We start from the raw sequence: 17,577 nt of genomic DNA, 5'->3' as shown, positions 1-17,577 counted from the left end.
GCCAGTATTTGCTGGATCTTGCGGTTCTCCTCGTCGGCGTGTGGGTCGTGTACCGGCTGTCCCGCTCCCATCTGGGCCGGGCGCTTCGCGCCGTGCGGGAAGACGAGGTGGCGGCGAGAGCCTTTGGCATCGGGCTGGTCAGGTATAAGTCCATCTCTTTCGGGGTGAGCGCCTTTTTGGCGGCCATAGCCGGTGTGCTTCTGGCCCACTCCTATTCCTACATCGCGCCCGACACGTTTACGTTCGCGCTCTCGATTCAGGTGCTCACAATGATCATCCTTGGAGGGCGGGACAACGTGGGCGGGGCCGTGGTCGGAGCAGTCCTGCTGATCGCTTTGCCCGAATCGTTTCGGTTCCTGGGCGAGTACCGCTTTATCCTCTACGGTCTTTTGTTGATCTGCATGCTTCGCTTCCGCCCGTACGGACTGCTCAATTCCAAAACATAAGCCAACTGAAGGAGGGATCGCCATGAGCCTGTTGTCCGTGCGCAACGTGCACAAGCGTTTCGGAGGTCTGCAAGCCCTGCGGGGGGTCAGCCTCGAACTCGAGGAAGGAGAAACGGTCGCCATCATCGGCCCGAACGGCGCCGGAAAGACCACGCTGTTCAACCTGATTTCGTGCGAAGACAGCCCAAGCGAAGGGGAAATTCTACTGAACGGGCGGCGCATCGGCGGCCTGCCGCCCCATTACGCGGCCGTGCAGGGACTGGCCCGTACCTTTCAAAACGGCCGCGTCTTCGGCAACCTCACCGTTCTGGAGAATGTGCTTCTGGGGGCCCATACCCGGCTGCATGGCCTCACCGATCCGGGTTCCCATCTAGCCGGCGCGGTGCTTACGGCGCTGCGGGAGATCGCCTGGAGCATCGTCCAGCCCCGTCGTTTCCGGAGGCTTGAAGCCGAACTGACAGAGGAAGTCCGTGACATCTTGTCTTTTTTCGGAGAGAGGCTGATCCCGCGGCTCCACCAACCCGCTTACTCCCTTTCCTACGCCAATCGCAGGCGGACGGAATTGGCAAGAGCCCTGGCCCTTCGCCCCCGGGTGCTGCTCCTCGACGAACCGACGGCGGGCATGAATCCGACGGAAACCGAGGAAATGTCCGAAGTGATTCGGCAGCTCCAGCGCCGGGGCCAGAGCATGCTGCTGATCGAACACAAGCTGGAGCTGGTGATGGCGGTCGCGCACCGGGTGGTGGCGCTGGACGCCGGTGAGGTACTAGTGTCCGGGCGTCCGGACATGGTGCGTTCGGATCCGCGGCTGATCGAGGCGTACGTCGGAAAACAAAAAATCGGCGCCGCGGCCGAAAGTGCCGCGCTGGCTTCAACGGCGCAGGTATAGGGGGGAGACGGATTGGAACCGATTTTGAGGCTGCAGGAAGTGAATACCTTCTACGGCGCGGTCCAGGCTCATTTCGATCTCAGCTTGGACGTTTATCCCGGGGAGATTACCTGCCTGCTCGGGGGCAACGCATCCGGTAAATCCACCGCGATGAAAGTGATTTTCGGGCTGGTCCGTCCCCGCACCGGCCGCGTGCTGCTGGGTGGAGAAGACGCGACGTCTTGGGGTACGCCCCGGCGCGTCGCCTGGGGACTCCGGTCCGTGCCGGAAGCCCGCCGCCTGTTTCCGTTCATGACCGTACGGGAAAACCTGCTTCTCGGAGCGTATCTTCGCCGGGATCGCCGGCAGGTAGCGAAAGACCTGGAGAGGATGCTGGATCTGTTCCCGCGGATCGGGGAGAGGCTGAATCAGGTCGCCGGCACCCTCTCCGGAGGAGAACAGCAGATGGTGGCTATGGCCAGGGCGCTTATGGGCAATCCACGCATTCTCTGTATGGACGAACCCACCATGGGTCTTTCTCCCCTGTGGGTGGATCGGGTGCTGGAACTGATCCAAACGATCAACCGGCAGGGAACCACCGTTTTCATGGTGGAGCAAAACGCCCGGGCGGCCCTGCAAATCGCCCATCGCGGCTGCGTCCTTCGCCACGGTGTGGTGACGCTGAACGGGACGGCCTTGGAACTGCTGGATAACCCCTTGGTGGAAAGCGCCTATCTGGGAGGTAAAGCGATATGACTCTGATTCACCAGCTGTTTGTCCGCACGCCCCGCCAGGAGCGGTTCCTGGCGTTGGCTTCGCAGCTCTCCGCATTGGTTTCCCGGGATGCGGAGCAGTACGACCGGAACAATGCGTTTCCGCACGCACATTTTGACGCTCTCCGGAGCGCCGGTTACCACACCCTCACCGTTCCGGAAGAACTGGGTGGTAAAGGCGCCTCCCTGACCGAAACCCTTCTGGCCCAGGAGAAGCTCGCCGCGGGAGACGGAGCGACTGCTCTCGCCATCGGCTGGCACCTCAGCTTGATCGGCAAGCAGGCGGAAGCCCGCTCTTGGCCCCCTGCCGTCTTTGAACGGGTGTGCCGGGAAGTGGTCGAGCGTGGCGCCCTGATCAACTCTGCGGCCAGCGAAAGGGAAGCCGGCAGCCCTTCCCGGGGCGGCCGGCCTTTTACAACCGTATTCCGGAACGCTTCCGGCTGGGTGCTCAACGGCAGGAAATCTTTCCTCTCATTGTCACCGGTGCTGCGCTACGCCGTCGTTTCCGCCGGGATCGACGGAGAGGAAGGCGGCGGATGGTTTCTGGCGCCCATGGATCATCCCGGCGTCCGCATCCTGGAAACATGGGACGCGCTGGGGATGCGCGCGACCGGCAGTCACGACGTCGTGTTTCGGGACGTACAGCTTCCGCTCGACGCTCTCGTGGAGCCGTTTGGTTCCGGCCGAACGTGCCAGGTCAATTCCGGCGGCGGGGCCGGCTGGGGACTGGTCATCCCCGCGGTCTACCTGGGCATCGCCCAGGCCGCCAGGGACTTTATTCTGGATTATGCGCTGACGCGGCGGGTCAGCACGCTCCCGGGCACGATCTCCGACGTCCCCCACATCCGGGTGCTGCTGGGCGAGATCGACTTGGACCTCCTTGCCGCCCGGTCCCTCCTCTATACCCTGGCCGAACGCTGGGAAAAAGAGTCGGAGCGCAGGGACCATCTGGTGCCGCTGCTCGGAACCGGCAAGCTGCTGGCTACCAACAACGCCATCCGGATCGTGGACAGGGCGATGCGCATCGCCGGGATTGCCGGTCTCAGCCGCGACCAGCCCCTGGAGCGTTACTATCGCAACGTCCGGGCCGGGCTCAGCAATCCTCCGATGGACGACAGCACCCTTGCGGCGCTGGCCGAAACGGCCCTGCGGGAAGCTGCGGTAAGGAAAGAAGAAGTCTCCGTCGATGCCGACGCGCCGGGCCTCCACTGAAGAAAGCTCCCATTTCCGCCAGCGCAGGATGATTGGCGCAAAGGCCCTCACACTACCAATACCGATTCGTCGGGCCAATGCGAAGGAAAAAAACGGATATGTTATTGAAGGAGGCGTTTTTTATGACGATTACCCATGTGGATCACGTACTTATCGCCGTTCCGGATCTGGATGAAGCCGCGGAGCAATACGCAAAACTGGGCTTCCACGTCACGGAGGGAGGGACGCATCCGGGAAGGGGAACCGCCAATCGACTGGTGGTGCTGGAATCCGGATATCTTGAGCTGATTTCCATCCAGGACCGGGAGGCTGCGTGGCCAGAGCTGGTGCGGCATTGGGACCGGTACGGTTTCGGTTTTTTCACCTTCGCCTTCGCCAGCGACGACCTGGATGCGGATGTGGATCGGTTCAAGTCCCGTACCGCCGCGGGAATTACGTCCCTTAAGGTCGAAGAGATTCAGGAGGGCGCGCTGGAGACTCCGGGCGGAAAGCGCCGGGGCTGGCGCAGCGCCCTCGTGTCCGGCGGCAACATCAATCCTTTCCTGATCCAGCACGACAGCACCGGGGCGGATTTGCGGAACCGGTTGTTCGGCGACCGGCCGCCCCAGGCTCACCCGATCGGTTACGGCCGCATTGACCGCCTGGAGGTGGTGTTCCCGTCGCTTGCGGAGGGCGAGTCCTATTTCAGGGACGGGTACGGGCTCCAGCGCGTCGGAGAGCAGTCCGTCTGCCCCAGCCGCCAGGGGGACCGGGTATTCTTCCCACTGGCGGTCGGGCAGCTCGAAGTCATCGCCCCCAACTCCCCGGACAGTCCGCTGCATGAATTTGTATCGCGAAGGGGTTACGGTTTGCGGGGGGTCCTCCTCACGGTGCCCGATCCCGATGCGGCAGCTTCCGATTTGGAAGCCCGTGGAATCCGCTTTACCCGTTCGCCCATTTCGGGAGCCGTCACGATCGACCCGGCCGAAGCCCTGGGCGCAAGGCTGGTGCTCGTAAAAGGTTAGTGGGGATAGGGGACTCACAGAGAGTCTCTCGGCCACAACCCGGAACGCATGCCGTTCATTCAAGCATTAGGAGCAAAGCGATCGTCATCGATGCGATTGACCTGCAAGCCCCTGCTCCGGAATACAATCGGGCAGCAATCGCGGCGAACGCGGTGCATCATTGCCAAAGCGTGGAATGAGTACGGTTGGGTGCCCCGGTATCCCACATGGAGGTCAGAGTTCGCGCAATCGCTGAGATAAACGATCGCACCATAGAGGAAGATTCGGCTCCGGCAGCAGGGTGAATGCTCGTAAAAAAGAGGTGATCGGCATGATCACCTCCTCTTTTAACGCGCTCCGGCATCAGGGCAAGATCGCAAATGACCGTACCGGAAATCCGGATGCTTTTTCCGGTTTGGGAACGATATTCACGATGACGGCTCCCGTCGCCGGAACCTTGTCCAGTTTTGTTAACAGCTCTACTTGATAAGTGTCTTGATTCGAGTACGTCATACTCTCCTAAAAGCGCCCCGTTCTTCTAATCGTCCAGGCTGGAGTCCGTATCAAAGGTTTCATGGCCGATCGCTTTTATTTTTCTCTCGGTAAACAGAAATTTCAACGCCTCGAGCGACCAACCGGGAGCGTGGTTCCGGCCGTCTGCGTCTTTGTTGTTGAAGGCTTCCACATCCGGCCAACGCTTGCTCCAGTCTGTGCGCAGCGCTACGAACGTTCCTGCTTCTATGGAAAGGTTTCCACAAAGCGTAAGGAACTCCTTTCAGGAATCACTGCAGGCAATGGTTATTTCCATACTTTATACGTCTTAATTCCGGTCGTCAAGGGAGGAATAGTATAAATTGAATTGGCGCTGGATAAATATATCGACTCGACATATAATATATCGAAACGACATATATGGAAGTGTGGTGGTTCGGGATTGTACGAATTGTTTGTCTTGGGAGAGCTGATGGCGGGAGAGAAGCACGGCTACATGCTGCAGGAGGTTCTGAAAAACTCCCTCGGGTTTGGGCGGAAGGTCAGCTCGGGGACGCTGTATCCGCTCCTCTCCCGCATGGCCGAAGGCGGATGGATCCAGCTGCGAATCGAGGGGAAGGGGGGAAGGACGAGAAAACGATACGAGATCACGGAAGCCGGGCGTGAGCGATTCCTGCAGTTGATGAGGCAGCCGTTGGATTCGCACACCAATGCCGAGACGGAGCTCGCCTTCCGGCTCAAAATGGTGTACTTTCAATACGTAGCCAAAGAAGTGCGTCTGGCCTGCCTGGACCAGTATTTGCAGATTCTCGAGAGGAACTTCAAATACGTGTCAGACTTCGAGTCGTATCTCTTGTCGCATAAGCCAGAGCCTGAGAGGCAGCGCGTTCAGCTCCTGCGGGTGTTCGATCACCGCAAGCGGCTGGGGGAGGTCGAAATTCAGTGGGTCAAGGACGAGATCGACAGAGTCAAGGCGCAGCAAGACGAATGAATCGGGCAGGTATCGCGCTTGCCACAAGGAGGATCGCATGGAGCGATTATGGACCAAGGCTTTTATCCAAATGACGCTGGGGATGCTGGTCTTATTTACGGGATTTTATTTGCTGCTGCCCACTTTGCCGCTGTTTATTACGCATCTGGGCGGCAGCGAGTCGCAGGTCGGACTCGCGGCGGGGGCATTTACGCTGACTGCGGTCTTCTTTCGGCCGATCGTCGGGGGGCTGCTTGATCGCTACGGCAGAAGGCCGTTTATGATCTGGGGACTGGTATTCTTTATGTTATCGATGTATTTTTACAACTGGGTAAGCGGTATAGCGATCTTGATCGCACTTCGCGTACTGCATGGCGCCAGTTGGGCCTTCTCCACGACAGCCGTCAGCACTTCGGTCACAGACATCATCCCGATTTCGCGCCGGGGAGAAGGCATGGGCTGGTTCGGCATGGCGATGACGGTGGCGATGGCGATCGGTCCGATGCTGGGGATATGGGTGCTGGAGAATGGTTCGTTCCAAAGCTTGTTTCTGCTTGCCACGGGTCTGTCCGCGGTGTCGCTCTTACTGGTTTTCACTAACAAAATCCCGTTCCAGCCGAAAGCAGCGGCGAAGAAGATCGAAATTTTCGAGAAATCGGTATTGCCTGTCACGACGGCACTCTTCTTCCTGGCCACCGCATACGGCGGAATCACGACCTTCCTGCCGTTGTTCGCGGAGTCGATCCGGGTAAACTCCGGCGTATTTTTCATGGTATACGCCCTGGCGCTCACGCTGGCCAGACCGATTGCCGGCAAGCTGTCCGATCGGCTTGGCGAGGCTTACGTAATCGTGCCGGCGCTAGTGGTCACGGTATCCTCACACTTGGTGCTGAGCTTCTCGAGCGGGCTGGGCGGGATCGTAGTCGCCGCCTTTCTGTATGGGATTGGTTTTGGTTCGGCGCAGCCGGCTCTTCAAGCGGCAAATTTGCGGCTGGCTCATCCCGACAAGAAGGGTGTCGCCAACGCTTCTTTTATGACCGCGTTCGATCTCGGCATCGGACTCGGCTCCATCATTCTCGGCTGGGTGTCCCAATATACGGGATACGGGGTTTTGTTCACCGTCTGCGCGGCTTCAGTGGCCGTATCCGCACTGGTATTCATCGTGTTCGCCAAGCGGCATTTGTCGGAGAAACAGGCTTAAATGGGCTAAAGGCAGAGCGAATGGCGGGGGAATGCCCAACGCAGCCGCTCATCAAGGCTGCGTTGCGTATGATATGAGGCTGCGATGGGCCTGGATCAGATTGCGAATTTTACGGATGCGATCCCCCGGTAGCGTCAAGTAACTGCTCAGTGACCCAGCGGCTTTCTGCAGATACGGGGATATCTGCAATGTCAGCAGGCTGTCCTACCCTGCTGAATGCGGACATCCGCTGTTTGACCTATCTCCCAAAATACTGCAGCAGCAGCTCGTTGAATCTCGCCCTGTCAATCTTCTCTTTTGTAACTTTGCCATGATCCCACTGGGTAAACGAGCTGTCCGTCAAAGTCAGATTCCCGCCATTTGTACGTCTTGTCAGCAACGGATGCTTGTTAAACGAAGATTCTTCGTGTTCGGCGATAATCTTTTGGATGGCGTTGAATTCTGCTATATCGCTGACCGGTTTTCGGGAATCGAAGGCATATCCGATCCGCCAGTCCGTATCCTTATGCCGCAATTTCATTTCAATCACATAGTCTCCATGCTCGCTATTCACTTTATTGACCCGGAATTCTCCATTCGCAGAGGAGACCGTTTCTCCGCTCAAAGGGACGGGCGTTAACGGCAGGTTCCCTCCAAATCCCGTGTCTACCAAATAGGTTTGCTCCCCGTGAGTCAGCAGAATGGTGACATGTGTTCTTCCGATTGTCAGGTACTCCTGTGTCTCGTTATGGCAGACAACCCCGCGGGTCAGGACCGCCTGAAAGCCGTTTTCGATCAAGAAGAAGTAGAGAATCGAATTTAATTCATAACAAAGGCCGCCTTCATTTCTGACCAGTATTTTATCGACGAGGTTTTCTTTGGAGATGTCGTACGTTTTCTTTGCGATGATGCACAAATTTTCAAAAGGAATGGTTTGGGCCGTTTTTTCAAGAACCCTATCCAGACTTTCAAACGTAATGGTTTCGTCTTCCAGCAGACCGATTCTTTTCCGAAACATAGCATTCAACTCGCTCATTCCACCGTACCTCCTCGTCGGGATCGCGGCCAGCATCTGTCCGTTACTTGAAATAGTATGGTGTAAAATCGATCCGGGCAATAACTTTTTGTGAAAAGTGTACCGCAATCATTCCGTGCATCGAGCATAGGGTCAAAAATGTACAATACATCTTCATGGGCATTGGCTGGAATGGATAAAAATGCGAATGCTTTTTATGAAGAAAGGGAGGACTGACCCATGGTTCATGACAATTACACACCTCACGGGTACCGCACTGTAACGCCATACCTGACCGTAAAAGATGCGGAGAAAATGATCCGGTTTTTAAAAACCGTTTTTGACGCGGAAGAATTGAACCGTTCCACAAATGCAGAGGGGCGAATGGTCCACGCCGAGGTCCGAATTGGAGACGCAATCGTCGAGATATCCGAAGGAACGGACAGGCTACTACCAGTAAGGCTCCGACCTGCTTGCTTTCTTTTGCCGAAAGCGGAAGAATACAAGCGTTGTTGAAAGGTGACTGGACTTTCGGGTTCAGTCACTTTTCTGCTTTTGTAACAGCGCAATCGAAAAGAAATTTCGGCTCGATTTGTGTGTTACAATTTGCCTGTCAGAATTTTGAGTAAGGAGGAAAACAACTTGGCGAACACGATTTCAAGGAGCCGGCTTTGGACGGCGCGAGTCATGAGAGGATTTGTCATTCTCTTCATGTTGTTTGATTCAATAGTCAAATTTGTCAAACCGGAACCTGTGGTCGAAGGAACCCTCACAATGGGATATGCCGAGCATCACATCAGCGTGATTGGAACGCTTGGCCTTCTGTCAGCCATTCTTTACGCCATCCCGCGAACAGCTTTTTTGGGTGCCGTTTTATTGACGGGATATTTTGGCGGAGCCATTGCCACCAATATTCGCGTGGATGCCCCGCTGTTTACACATGTGCTGTTTCCGGTCTATTTTGCCCTCTTGGCATGGGGAGGAATTTGGCTGAGGGATGAAAAGATACGAAAGCTCATGCCATTTGCAGGAAAGGAGGGTTGAAAAATGAGAAAGGAGCCAAACGGCATGCAAAAAATCACACCGTTTTTGTGGTTCGATGGCAGGGCCGAAGAGGCGATGAATTTTTACACTTCGGTATTCAAGAATTCCAAGGCTGTCAGCATCAGACGCTGCGGGGAGAAGGGACCTGGACCGAAGGGTGAGGTCATGACGGCAACCTTTGAGCTCAATGGCCAAACATTTATGGCGTTGAACGGCGGGCCGCAATTTTCTTTTACGCCGGCCGTATCGTTCTTCGTGAACTGCGAGACGCAGCAGGAAGTAGACGAATTGTGGGAAAAGCTTTCCGAGGGCGGAGAGAAGGGAAGATGCGGCTGGCTTACGGACAAATTCGGCCTCTCATGGCAGATCATTCCTACCGTACTCGGCGGGATGCTGGGGGACGAGGATGAGGAGAAAGCGGAAAGAGTCATGCAGGCCATGCTGCAAATGGATAAGATTGAAATTGGAAAGTTACGGCAAGCATACGCTGGAGCAGCGTAAGGCAGGAAACAGATTTTTTTGTCCATCGGCATATTGACAGAACCATTTTCATACCAAATAATAACAAACAATTTCACATCCAAATGTTATGATTAGAAATAGTAGAAATGAAACGGTGTTCCAGAGAGCCGTTGGCTGGTGCGAAACGGTAGGGTCGTTCATTTTGAACTCGTCTATGAACAGCTGCCTGACAATGTAGGGTAAGCCGGAATTCCACCGTTACAAGGATAGATGGTGATGGCCATCGAAAGAGATCATTTCACAGGAAATGAATTAGAGTGGTACCGCGGGTTAAACCTCGTCTCTATACGTAGAGACGGGGTTTTTTAGTTGGTTAAAGTCCGGGTTTAACCAAGCCTGCTTGATGATAGATATACATTCCTGTTTGCATGGGAGGAAAAGAGAATGAGCCGTAAAATCATCGTTTTTGACACGACCTTGCGCGATGGCGAGCAAGTTCCGGGAGCCAAGCTGAATTTGCACCAAAAAGTAGAGATCGCCCAGCAGTTGAAGCGACTCCAGGTAGATATTATTGAAGCAGGTTTTCCCGCCTCGTCCGCGGGAGATTTTCAAGCTGTGCAGGAAATCGCCCGCAGCGTGGGAGACAGCGTGACCATCACGGCGCTGGCCAGAGCGGTGAAAAGCGATATAGACGCCGTCTATGAAAGCATCAAGGACGCCAAGGACCCGCTCATTCACATTGTGCTTGGCACTTCCAACATTCACGTGGAGAAGAAGTTCAGCCGCTCCAAGGATGCCGTGCTGCAAATGGGCGTTGACGCGGTCAGGTACGCCAAGACTTTGCTGCCCCAGGTGCAGTACTCTACGGAGGATGCATCGCGGTCGGATTTTGAATACCTCTGGAAGACGATCGAAGCTGTGGTCAAAGCGGGAGCCACCATGATCAACGTGCCGGATACCGTGGGCTTTGCTGTTCCGGAAGAGTACGGCGAACTGATTCGGCGGCTTAACGAGCGGCTGAAAAAATTGAATCCGGATGTGATCCTCAGCGTTCACTGCCACAATGACCTCGGAATGGCAACGGCCAATACGCTGGCCGCGGTCAAAAATGGCGCGGATAAAATCGAAGTCACCATCAATGGGCTAGGGGAGCGGGCCGGCAACGCATCGCTGGAAGAAGTCGTGATGGCGCTCAAGGTGCGGGAGAGCTTCTACCAATGCCACACCGGCATCAATACGAAAGAACTGCTCAAAACCTCGATGCTCGTCAGCCACTTGACGGGACTGGATGTGCAGGTGAACAAGGCGATCACCGGAGCGAACGCCTTTGCCCACTCTTCCGGCATCCATCAGGACGGCCTTTTGAAAGACAGGCAGGTCTATGAAATCATGTCCCCCGAAGAAGTGGGCGCGGAAAGCATGGAGCTGATCCTGACCGCCCGTTCCGGCCGCCATGCCTTTAAAAACGCCGTAGAGAAGCTGGGCTTTGACACGAGCGACACTGCCGACTTCGAGGTGCTGTTTGAAAAATTCCTCGCATTGGCCGACGCGAAAAAAGAAGTGTACGACCACGATGTGTTTTACCTGGTGACCAATCACCGTACGATTAAAGCCGGCAACAGCCGTCTCTACGAACTGCTCTCCTTCCAGGTGGTCAGCAATGATTTGTATCCGACGGCAACCGTCAAATTGAAACAGGGCGGCGAGACGATGAAGGGCAGCGCCGTCGGAGAGGGGCCGATTGAAGCTTTGTACAGCGCCATCAAGGATTTGGTGGGTCTGGATGTGCACCTGAAAGACTACAAGATCAACAGCTTGTCGAGGGGAAAAGACGCCATCGGCCGGGTGAATATCCGCATCGAGTACCAGGGCAAGATTTACACTGGACGGGCGATGGACACGGACATTATCAAAGCCAGCGCACTCGCCTTTTTAAACGGCGTCAATGCCGTACTCCTGGATTTGGTCACCGTTTGATAGGACGCGGGCTGCCGCCGTGCCATGCAGTGGCCAATGGCGTGAAAATATCCCGTTTCACTGCCAGCAGTGGGACGGGATATGCCTTAAAAACAATGTAGCTAGACGATAGCAGACAGTTTCTGTTTCTCAATTGTTACTCCTGAGGTTATTTTTAACCGATTTTGCCTTGGTATTAACTACCCAGGTATTTGACTCATTGGAGGTTAATAATAAAAAATGTTTTTATTAACTGCCATCTTCAGCAATATTGTCATCTTGGGTGTCTTAACCTTTTTGATCTATAGAGTAATGCAAGGTAAAATGAAAATTTATTCTTGGCTGATATTTGTAGTACTCGTTTTTTTCCTATTTATAATCATTTACCAAGATCTCAGATTCCTTAATATTATATAATATTTCACAGAAGAGGAACTTTAACGAATCAATTGATGGGGATGAAGATGCAGAAACGCGCAAGCACTCAACGGTAATTGAATTTGGCAACACAGAGGGTAAGGTTCTCTTTGAAGGCGATAAAGAGGTATATCTGCAATCAGAAAAAGGCGTCAAATTGATGAAACCGGAACCGGAGTTCTTTCGGCTGCTAAACAATCAAAAGTAAATCGCTTATGAACGCGGAGAGGGACTTTCCAAAGCGGAAGTCCTTCTTTTTGTGATAACCAATCATCTCCCTTTTCATGCTCCACATGCAATTTTGTCAACTAGAGGTGTGACGATAGTTTGTTTTCATTTTGTTGAACCTATAACTGAAAACGCATATATTGGAGCCATGCGGGATTCATCCATTTTTAGCAGAACATCAGAAGGGGGTTTTTAAGCATGGCGGAACGTGCACAAATGAAAGCGGATTCTTCCGTGCGTGTCGGCATACAGAAATTTGGCCGCTTTCTCAGCGGGATGGTAATGCCGAATATCGGTGCCTTTATCGCCTGGGGGTTGATTACCGCCTTATTTATCCCCACAGGTTGGATACCAAATGAGCATCTGGGCCAGTTGGTCGGTCCGATGATTACGTATCTGCTGCCGCTGTTGATCGGGTATACAGGCGGTAAGCTGGTTCACGATACGAGAGGCGGTGTCGTCGGGGCCATTGCCACGATGGGGGTGATCGTGGGAACGGAAATTCCGATGTTTCTGGGAGCCATGATCATGGGGCCGCTTGGCGGCTGGATCATCAAAAAGTTTGACCAGGCGATCGAAGGCAAGATCCGCTCCGGCTTTGAGATGCTCGTCAACAACTTCTCAGCCGGGATTATCGGCGGTCTGCTGACCCTGCTCGCATTCCTCGCCATCGGTCCGGTTGTCGAGACGCTGAGCAAAGTGCTGGCTGCCGGCGTTCAGGTCATTGTAGACGCAGGCCTGCTGCCGCTTGCGAGCCTCTTTATCGAACCGGCGAAAATCTTGTTCCTGAACAACGCGATCAACCACGGCATCTTGAGTCCGCTGGGCGTGGAACAAGCGGCCAATGCGGGCAAGTCGATCTTCTTCATGCTGGAGGCCAATCCCGGTCCCGGGCTGGGCGTTCTGCTCGCCTACTGGCTGGTCGGCAGAGGAGCGGCAAAACAATCGGCTCCGGGTGCGGTGGTCATTCACTTCCTCGGCGGGATCCACGAGATCTACTTCCCGTACATTTTGATGAATCCGCGCTTGATCCTGGCGGTCATCGCGGGCGGAATGACCGGGGTGTTTACCTTCAGCGTATTTGATGCGGGCTTGGTGGCGCCTCCGTCGCCGGGCAGTATCTTCGCTCTGATCGCGATGTCTCCAAAAGGCGGCCTGCTGCCGGTACTGGCGGGCGTGCTGACGGCTGCAGCCGTTTCCTTCCTGATCGCGACCTTGTTGTTAAAAACATCCAAACAAGACGCAGAAGAAGGCGATCTGGAACAGGCAACGGCCAAAATGAAAGAACTGAAAGGGAACAAAGGCGCGGAAGCACCTGCTGCGGCTGCGGACAAACCGGCAAAGCCGGTAAACAAAGTGGTCTTTGCCTGCGACGCCGGAATGGGTTCGAGCGCGATGGGCGCCTCTACCTTGCGGAAAAAATTCAAAGATGCCGGATTGGATATCACGGTAACCAATACGGCCATCAATGAAATTCCCGACGATGCCGACATCGTGGTTACGCATAAAAATTTAACAGAGCGCGCAAAGCAGAAGGCTCCTCATGCCGAGCACATCTCCATTGAGAACTTTCTGGCCAGCCCGGAGTATGATCGGCTGGTGGAGCGCCTAAAATAAGGGAATCCTACGCTAGTTTGTGACAGACTAGCGTATACTCTTTCTGTCAGAAGGGGTCATGACCATGCGTTTCTCCTCAAGACAAAAGATGATTCTGGCAAAGCTGCTGGAAGCGCCGCATGAAATCACCATCCGGGAGATTGCCGAAGAGATAGACGTGAGCACGCGGACAGTCCATCGCGAACTGGATGAGCTGACCCAGGCGCTTGCAAGCTATCACCTGAACCTGATCAAAAAGATCGGGGTCGGGGTGCAGCTGGAGGGGGCGCCGGAGGATAAGGAGAGGCTGCGCGAGGATCTCTTTCGCACGACAGCAGACGACTTTACGCCGAATGAACGAAAAATCATCATTTTATGCAGTCTGCTGGAAGCCGTCGAGCCGGTCAAGCTGGTCTCGCTCGCTTATGACCTGAAGGTGACGACAGCCACGGTGAGCCACGATCTGGATGAGCTGGAAGAGAAGATCGGGCAGTACGGAATGCGCTTGGTCAGAAGAAGGGGATACGGCATTGAACTTCAGGGGAGCGAGACGGCAAAAAGGCTCGCCATCACCAGCCTGATCTCGGAAAATCTCAACGAGTACGAACTGGTAGCAAGGATCAAGGATACGATCCATCGGAAAAAGCAGCACCGGGTCAACTCCGTTTCGGAACGGGTGCTCGGCCTCATCGAAAAAGAGAAACTGATCGTCGTCGAAAACGCATTGCGCGATCTGGAGGGCGAATTGCCCTATCCACTGGCAGACAGTGCTTTCATCGGGCTGGTGATTCACCTGGCGCTCGCGATCGAGCGGGTCGAGAAGGGAGAAAACATTCACTTTCGCGAAGAACACCTGCGCCAGCTCTCGGGAACACAAGAGTACCAGGCGGCAGAAAAAATGTTGGCCCGTCTGGAAGACATGCTGCAGATGGAGATTCCCAAGGAGGAAATCGGCTACATCGCCATGCACCTGCGCGGCGCCAAGGTGAGGAATTCCTACCAGGATACCTATTTGTCCGACAACGTAGAGCTGATGGCAAAGATCAAGCGGCTGATTGAGATCTGTGGGGAAAAACTGGGCGTGCGGCTGGAACACGACCAATCGTTGGCCCAAGGCCTTTTGACCCATATGGAGCCGGCGATCTTTCGCATGATGCAGGACATGCGGATCAGAAACCCGCTGCTCGATCAAATCAAGCGGAATTACGCCAGTCTGTTTGACATATTGCGGGATGCCGTCGGGCAGGTGTTTCAAGGCCTCGCCGTCCCGGAAGAGGAAATTGGCTATCTGGTCATGCACTTTGGCGCCGCTCTGGAGCGGCTGAACCGGAAGACTGCCCGGTTTCGGGCCCTCATCGTCTGCTCAAGCGGGATCGGCTCGTCGAAAATACTGGCCAGCCGGATCAAAAAAGAAATCCCGGAGATCGAGAGTTTGCGCAACGTCTCCTTGTTCGATCTAGGCAGCATTCCCAAAAGCGAATACGATCTGATCATTTCCACGATACAGCTTTCCGGCATCGCGAGTGACTACGTCCTGGTCAATCCATTGCTCACCAAGGAAGACATTCAAAAAATCAGGGGTTACCTGGCAGGCCTGAGCAGGCAGCTGCCGCCTGCCGGACGCATCGCAACCGCCCGGTCGGAACATGCCGTCAGCCAATTGCATTCGCTCAAAGCCAGCCTCGACCATGTGCTCGGCGTGTTGGAGCGATTTTGCTTCCAAAAGATCCCGCGCGCCTTTGACGATGTGGAGGCTGCCGTGGAAGAGATTTGCAGGCAGCTCGGGCAAATCGGAGCGATTACGGATTGGCAGAAAGTCAGCAGGCAGCTGCTGGAGCGGGAAAAGCTGGGCGGCTTGGGGATTCCAGGTACGCAGCTCGCTTTGTTTCACAGCCGCAGCGAGTATATCCGGGAAGCTTTTTTTGGCGTATTTGAGCTTCAAGGCAGCATTTCCGTGCGTTCCATGGAAAACCATCTGATCGAAGTGAAGACGATCCTGATCCTGCTCGGGCCGAAGAAGCTGGACAAGGAAGGTCTGGAGGTGTTGAGCGAGATCAGTTCGCTCTTCATCGAGGAAGAAGCGAAACGCCTGTTCAGCTTGGGCCAATCAAAAGAGATGCATGCCTATTTGGCCAAAAAATTGCAAGGCCATCTGCAACAAAAGATAAGAGTGGAGGAATAAAGTATGGCACAAAACATCATTTCGGCGGACAAAATCATGCTGAATGCCTCGGTTGAAAACAAGAGAGAAGCAATCCGGCTGGCTGGAAAACTGCTCGTAGAAAAAGGCCATGTGACAGCGGAATATATAGAGAAAATGCTGGAGCGCGAAGAGATGCTGACGACCTATTTGGGGAACGGCGTAGCGATTCCCCACGGCACCAACGACTCGAAGCAATGGATCAAATCGACCGGGATTTCGATCGTGCAGGTGCCTTCCGGCGTTGACTTTGGCGACGGAAATATCGCCTACGTGATCATCGGAATTGCCGGGAAGGGCGATGAACATCTGGAGATTCTGTCCAAGCTTGCCGAGGTCTGCATGGAGGAGGAAAACGTCAAATCGATGGTACAGGCGGCCAAGCCCGAGCAGATGATCGAAATCCTCGAAAAGGGGGAATAACGATGCTGGCGATTCAGTATGGGGCAGGAAACATCGGACGGGGGTTTATTGGACAACTGCTGCACCAGGCAGGTTACGAGGTTTGCTTTATCGATGTGAACGAAGACATCGTCAATGAGATCAACCGGAGGCAGGAGTACACCATCCAGCTGGCAGAAGCGGGAGAAAAGACCGTTGCCGTCACTGGTGTACGGGCGATAAACGGTCAGGATGCGGAAGCGGCGGCAAAAGCCATCGCCCAGGCCGATCTGCTCACGACGGCTGTCGGCCCGAACATCCTGCGCCATATCGCTCCGGTGATCGCCAGGGGAATTTCCCTGCGGATCAAGGAAGGGCGGGGCCCTTTCAATATCATCGCCTGCGAAAACATGATTGGCGGGAGCACGCAGCTGAAGGCACACGTCTGGGAATCGCTCAGCGAAGAGGAGCGGGCGGCAGCGGAGGAGTTGGTCGGATTTCCCGACGCCGCCGTCGATCGGATCGTGCCGATCCAGCAGCACGACGACAAGCTCTTCGTCATCGTCGAGCCATTTTACGAGTGGGTCGTCAATCAAACGCAGATCAAGGGTCCGATCCCGGCGATTAACGGTGTCACCTATGTTGACGACCTGACTCCGTATATCGAGAGAAAACTCTTTACCGTGAACACGGGGCATGCGATGATCGCTTATCTCGGGTACGCACTCGGCTATGAAACGATCGATCAGGCGATCCGCGACGAGTATATCTCCCGGACCGCCCGGGGGGCATTGGCGGAATCGGGAGCAATGCTGGTCAAAAAGCACGGCTTTGACCCCAATGAGCATGAGCGCTACATCCAAAAAATCCTCGGCCGCTTTGAAAATCCGCGGATATCGGATGCCGTGACCCGCGTGGGACGGTCTCCGCTCAGAAAGCTCTCGCCGGATGACCGTCTGGTGAGTCCGGCGAGACAGGCGTTGGCGTACCGGATCCAACCGGTCCATCTGGCAGCGGGAATCGCCGCCGCCTTGCATTTTGACTATCCGGAGGATCAAGAGGCGCTGGAGCTGGCGGCCAGCATTCGGGACAGAGGGATCGAGCGGACGATCACGAAGTATACCGGCATTCCCCAGGACTCCCCCTTGTTTTCGTTGATCATGTCCCAGAACAGCGCCCTGCGGCAAAACAGATAAGACCAGCAGAAGGCTGCCGGCAGCTTGCTCCGGCATTTCCAACTTTTATCTAATCTTCGCAGGAGACTCCCACTTCTATAGGTGGTGAGATGAATGCGATTTTTTTTGCTTTTGAACTACTTTTCAGAACATACGTTTCCCTCTCTGAGGTAAAATAA

At 55.0% G+C, this 17,577-nt stretch carries 16 protein-coding genes, 1 pseudogene and 1 other annotated feature; of the genes and pseudogenes, 15 read left to right on the top strand and 2 right to left on the bottom strand.

The features are described from left to right. The 5 genes from HGBM_RS26895 to HGBM_RS07335 form a co-directional block, all read left to right on the top strand. Nucleotides 1-446, top strand: a 446-nt coding sequence (locus tag HGBM_RS26895; protein ID WP_035286499.1) for a branched-chain amino acid ABC transporter permease, incomplete at its 5' end; no start/stop codon positions are given. Between the two features lie 22 nt (nt 447-468). Further along, a complete protein-coding gene (locus HGBM_RS07350; protein WP_019120448.1) occupies nt 469-1,335 on the top strand; it encodes an ABC transporter ATP-binding protein in 867 nt (288 codons plus the stop codon). Nucleotides 1,336-1,347: 12 nt separating this feature from the next. Continuing rightward, nucleotides 1,348-2,070, top strand: a complete 723-nt coding sequence (locus HGBM_RS07345) for an ABC transporter ATP-binding protein (RefSeq protein ID WP_019120447.1) — start codon at nt 1,348-1,350, stop codon at nt 2,068-2,070. Then, on the top strand, nt 2,067-3,299 hold the full coding sequence (locus HGBM_RS07340) for an acyl-CoA dehydrogenase family protein (protein WP_019120446.1): 1,233 nt from the start codon (nt 2,067-2,069) through the stop codon (nt 3,297-3,299). Before HGBM_RS07345 ends, HGBM_RS07340 begins: the two co-directional genes overlap by 4 nt. Before the next feature lie 122 nt (nt 3,300-3,421). Beyond that, on the top strand, nt 3,422-4,303 hold the full coding sequence (locus HGBM_RS07335) for a VOC family protein (protein WP_019120445.1): 882 nt from the start codon (nt 3,422-3,424) through the stop codon (nt 4,301-4,303). A 342-nt stretch (nt 4,304-4,645) separates the two neighbouring features. Here the strand turns inward: HGBM_RS07335 and HGBM_RS26890 are convergent. Continuing rightward, nucleotides 4,646-5,024, bottom strand: a pseudogene (locus HGBM_RS26890) (cyclase family protein); the annotation flags it as partial. A gap of 192 nt (nt 5,025-5,216) precedes the next feature. Between HGBM_RS26890 and HGBM_RS07320 the strand changes: the two are divergent. Continuing rightward, nucleotides 5,217-5,765, top strand: a complete 549-nt coding sequence (locus HGBM_RS07320) for a PadR family transcriptional regulator (RefSeq protein ID WP_019120444.1) — start codon at nt 5,217-5,219, stop codon at nt 5,763-5,765. Between the two features lie 37 nt (nt 5,766-5,802). Next, on the top strand, nt 5,803-6,945 hold the full coding sequence (locus HGBM_RS07315; RefSeq protein ID WP_019120443.1) for an MFS transporter: 1,143 nt from the start codon (nt 5,803-5,805) through the stop codon (nt 6,943-6,945). Nucleotides 6,946-7,183: 238 nt separating this feature from the next. Here the strand turns inward: HGBM_RS07315 and HGBM_RS07310 are convergent, their stop codons facing one another. Beyond that, a complete protein-coding gene (locus HGBM_RS07310) occupies nt 7,184-7,960 on the bottom strand; it encodes an arylamine N-acetyltransferase family protein (protein WP_019120442.1) in 777 nt (258 codons plus the stop codon). Between the two features lie 219 nt (nt 7,961-8,179). On the opposite strand from HGBM_RS07310, the gene HGBM_RS26885 reads away from it, so the two are divergent. The 8 genes from HGBM_RS26885 (at nt 8,180) to HGBM_RS07265 (ending at nt 17,419) form a co-directional block, all read left to right on the top strand. After that, nucleotides 8,180-8,455: a VOC family protein gene (locus HGBM_RS26885; protein ID WP_019120441.1), complete on the top strand. Its 276-nt coding sequence runs from the start codon at nt 8,180-8,182 to the stop codon at nt 8,453-8,455. 171 nt (nt 8,456-8,626) lie between these two features. Next, entirely contained in the window at nt 8,627-8,983 is a 357-nt protein-coding gene (locus tag HGBM_RS07300; RefSeq protein ID WP_390620957.1) for a DoxX family protein, read from the top strand. Nucleotides 8,984-8,986: 3 nt separating this feature from the next. Continuing rightward, on the top strand, nt 8,987-9,484 hold the full coding sequence (locus tag HGBM_RS07295) for a VOC family protein (RefSeq protein WP_019120439.1): 498 nt from the start codon (nt 8,987-8,989) through the stop codon (nt 9,482-9,484). 79 nt (nt 9,485-9,563) lie between these two features. Further along, nucleotides 9,564-9,793 (top strand) — a binding site (T-box leader). 96 nt (nt 9,794-9,889) lie between these two features. Next, nucleotides 9,890-11,422: a 2-isopropylmalate synthase gene (locus HGBM_RS07290; protein WP_019120438.1), complete on the top strand. Its 1,533-nt coding sequence runs from the start codon at nt 9,890-9,892 to the stop codon at nt 11,420-11,422. An 822-nt stretch (nt 11,423-12,244) separates the two neighbouring features. Next, on the top strand, nt 12,245-13,663 hold the full coding sequence (locus HGBM_RS07280; protein ID WP_019120436.1) for a PTS mannitol transporter subunit IIBC: 1,419 nt from the start codon (nt 12,245-12,247) through the stop codon (nt 13,661-13,663). A gap of 64 nt (nt 13,664-13,727) precedes the next feature. After that, nucleotides 13,728-15,824: a BglG family transcription antiterminator gene (locus HGBM_RS07275; protein ID WP_019120435.1), complete on the top strand. Its 2,097-nt coding sequence runs from the start codon at nt 13,728-13,730 to the stop codon at nt 15,822-15,824. A gap of 3 nt (nt 15,825-15,827) precedes the next feature. Then, nucleotides 15,828-16,265 (top strand): PTS mannitol transporter subunit IIA, encoded by a 438-nt coding sequence (locus HGBM_RS07270; protein WP_019120434.1) that lies wholly within the window; start codon nt 15,828-15,830, stop codon nt 16,263-16,265. Nucleotides 16,266-16,267: 2 nt separating this feature from the next. Beyond that, entirely contained in the window at nt 16,268-17,419 is a 1,152-nt protein-coding gene (locus tag HGBM_RS07265) for a mannitol-1-phosphate 5-dehydrogenase (protein WP_019120433.1), read from the top strand. Nucleotides 17,420-17,577: the final 158 nt, after the last annotated feature.

This window comes from Brevibacillus massiliensis (genome assembly GCF_000311785.1).
Classification (GTDB): Bacteria; Bacillota; Bacilli; order Brevibacillales; family Brevibacillaceae; genus Brevibacillus_C; species Brevibacillus_C massiliensis.
This window is presented reverse-complemented; position numbering and strand designations above follow the sequence as displayed.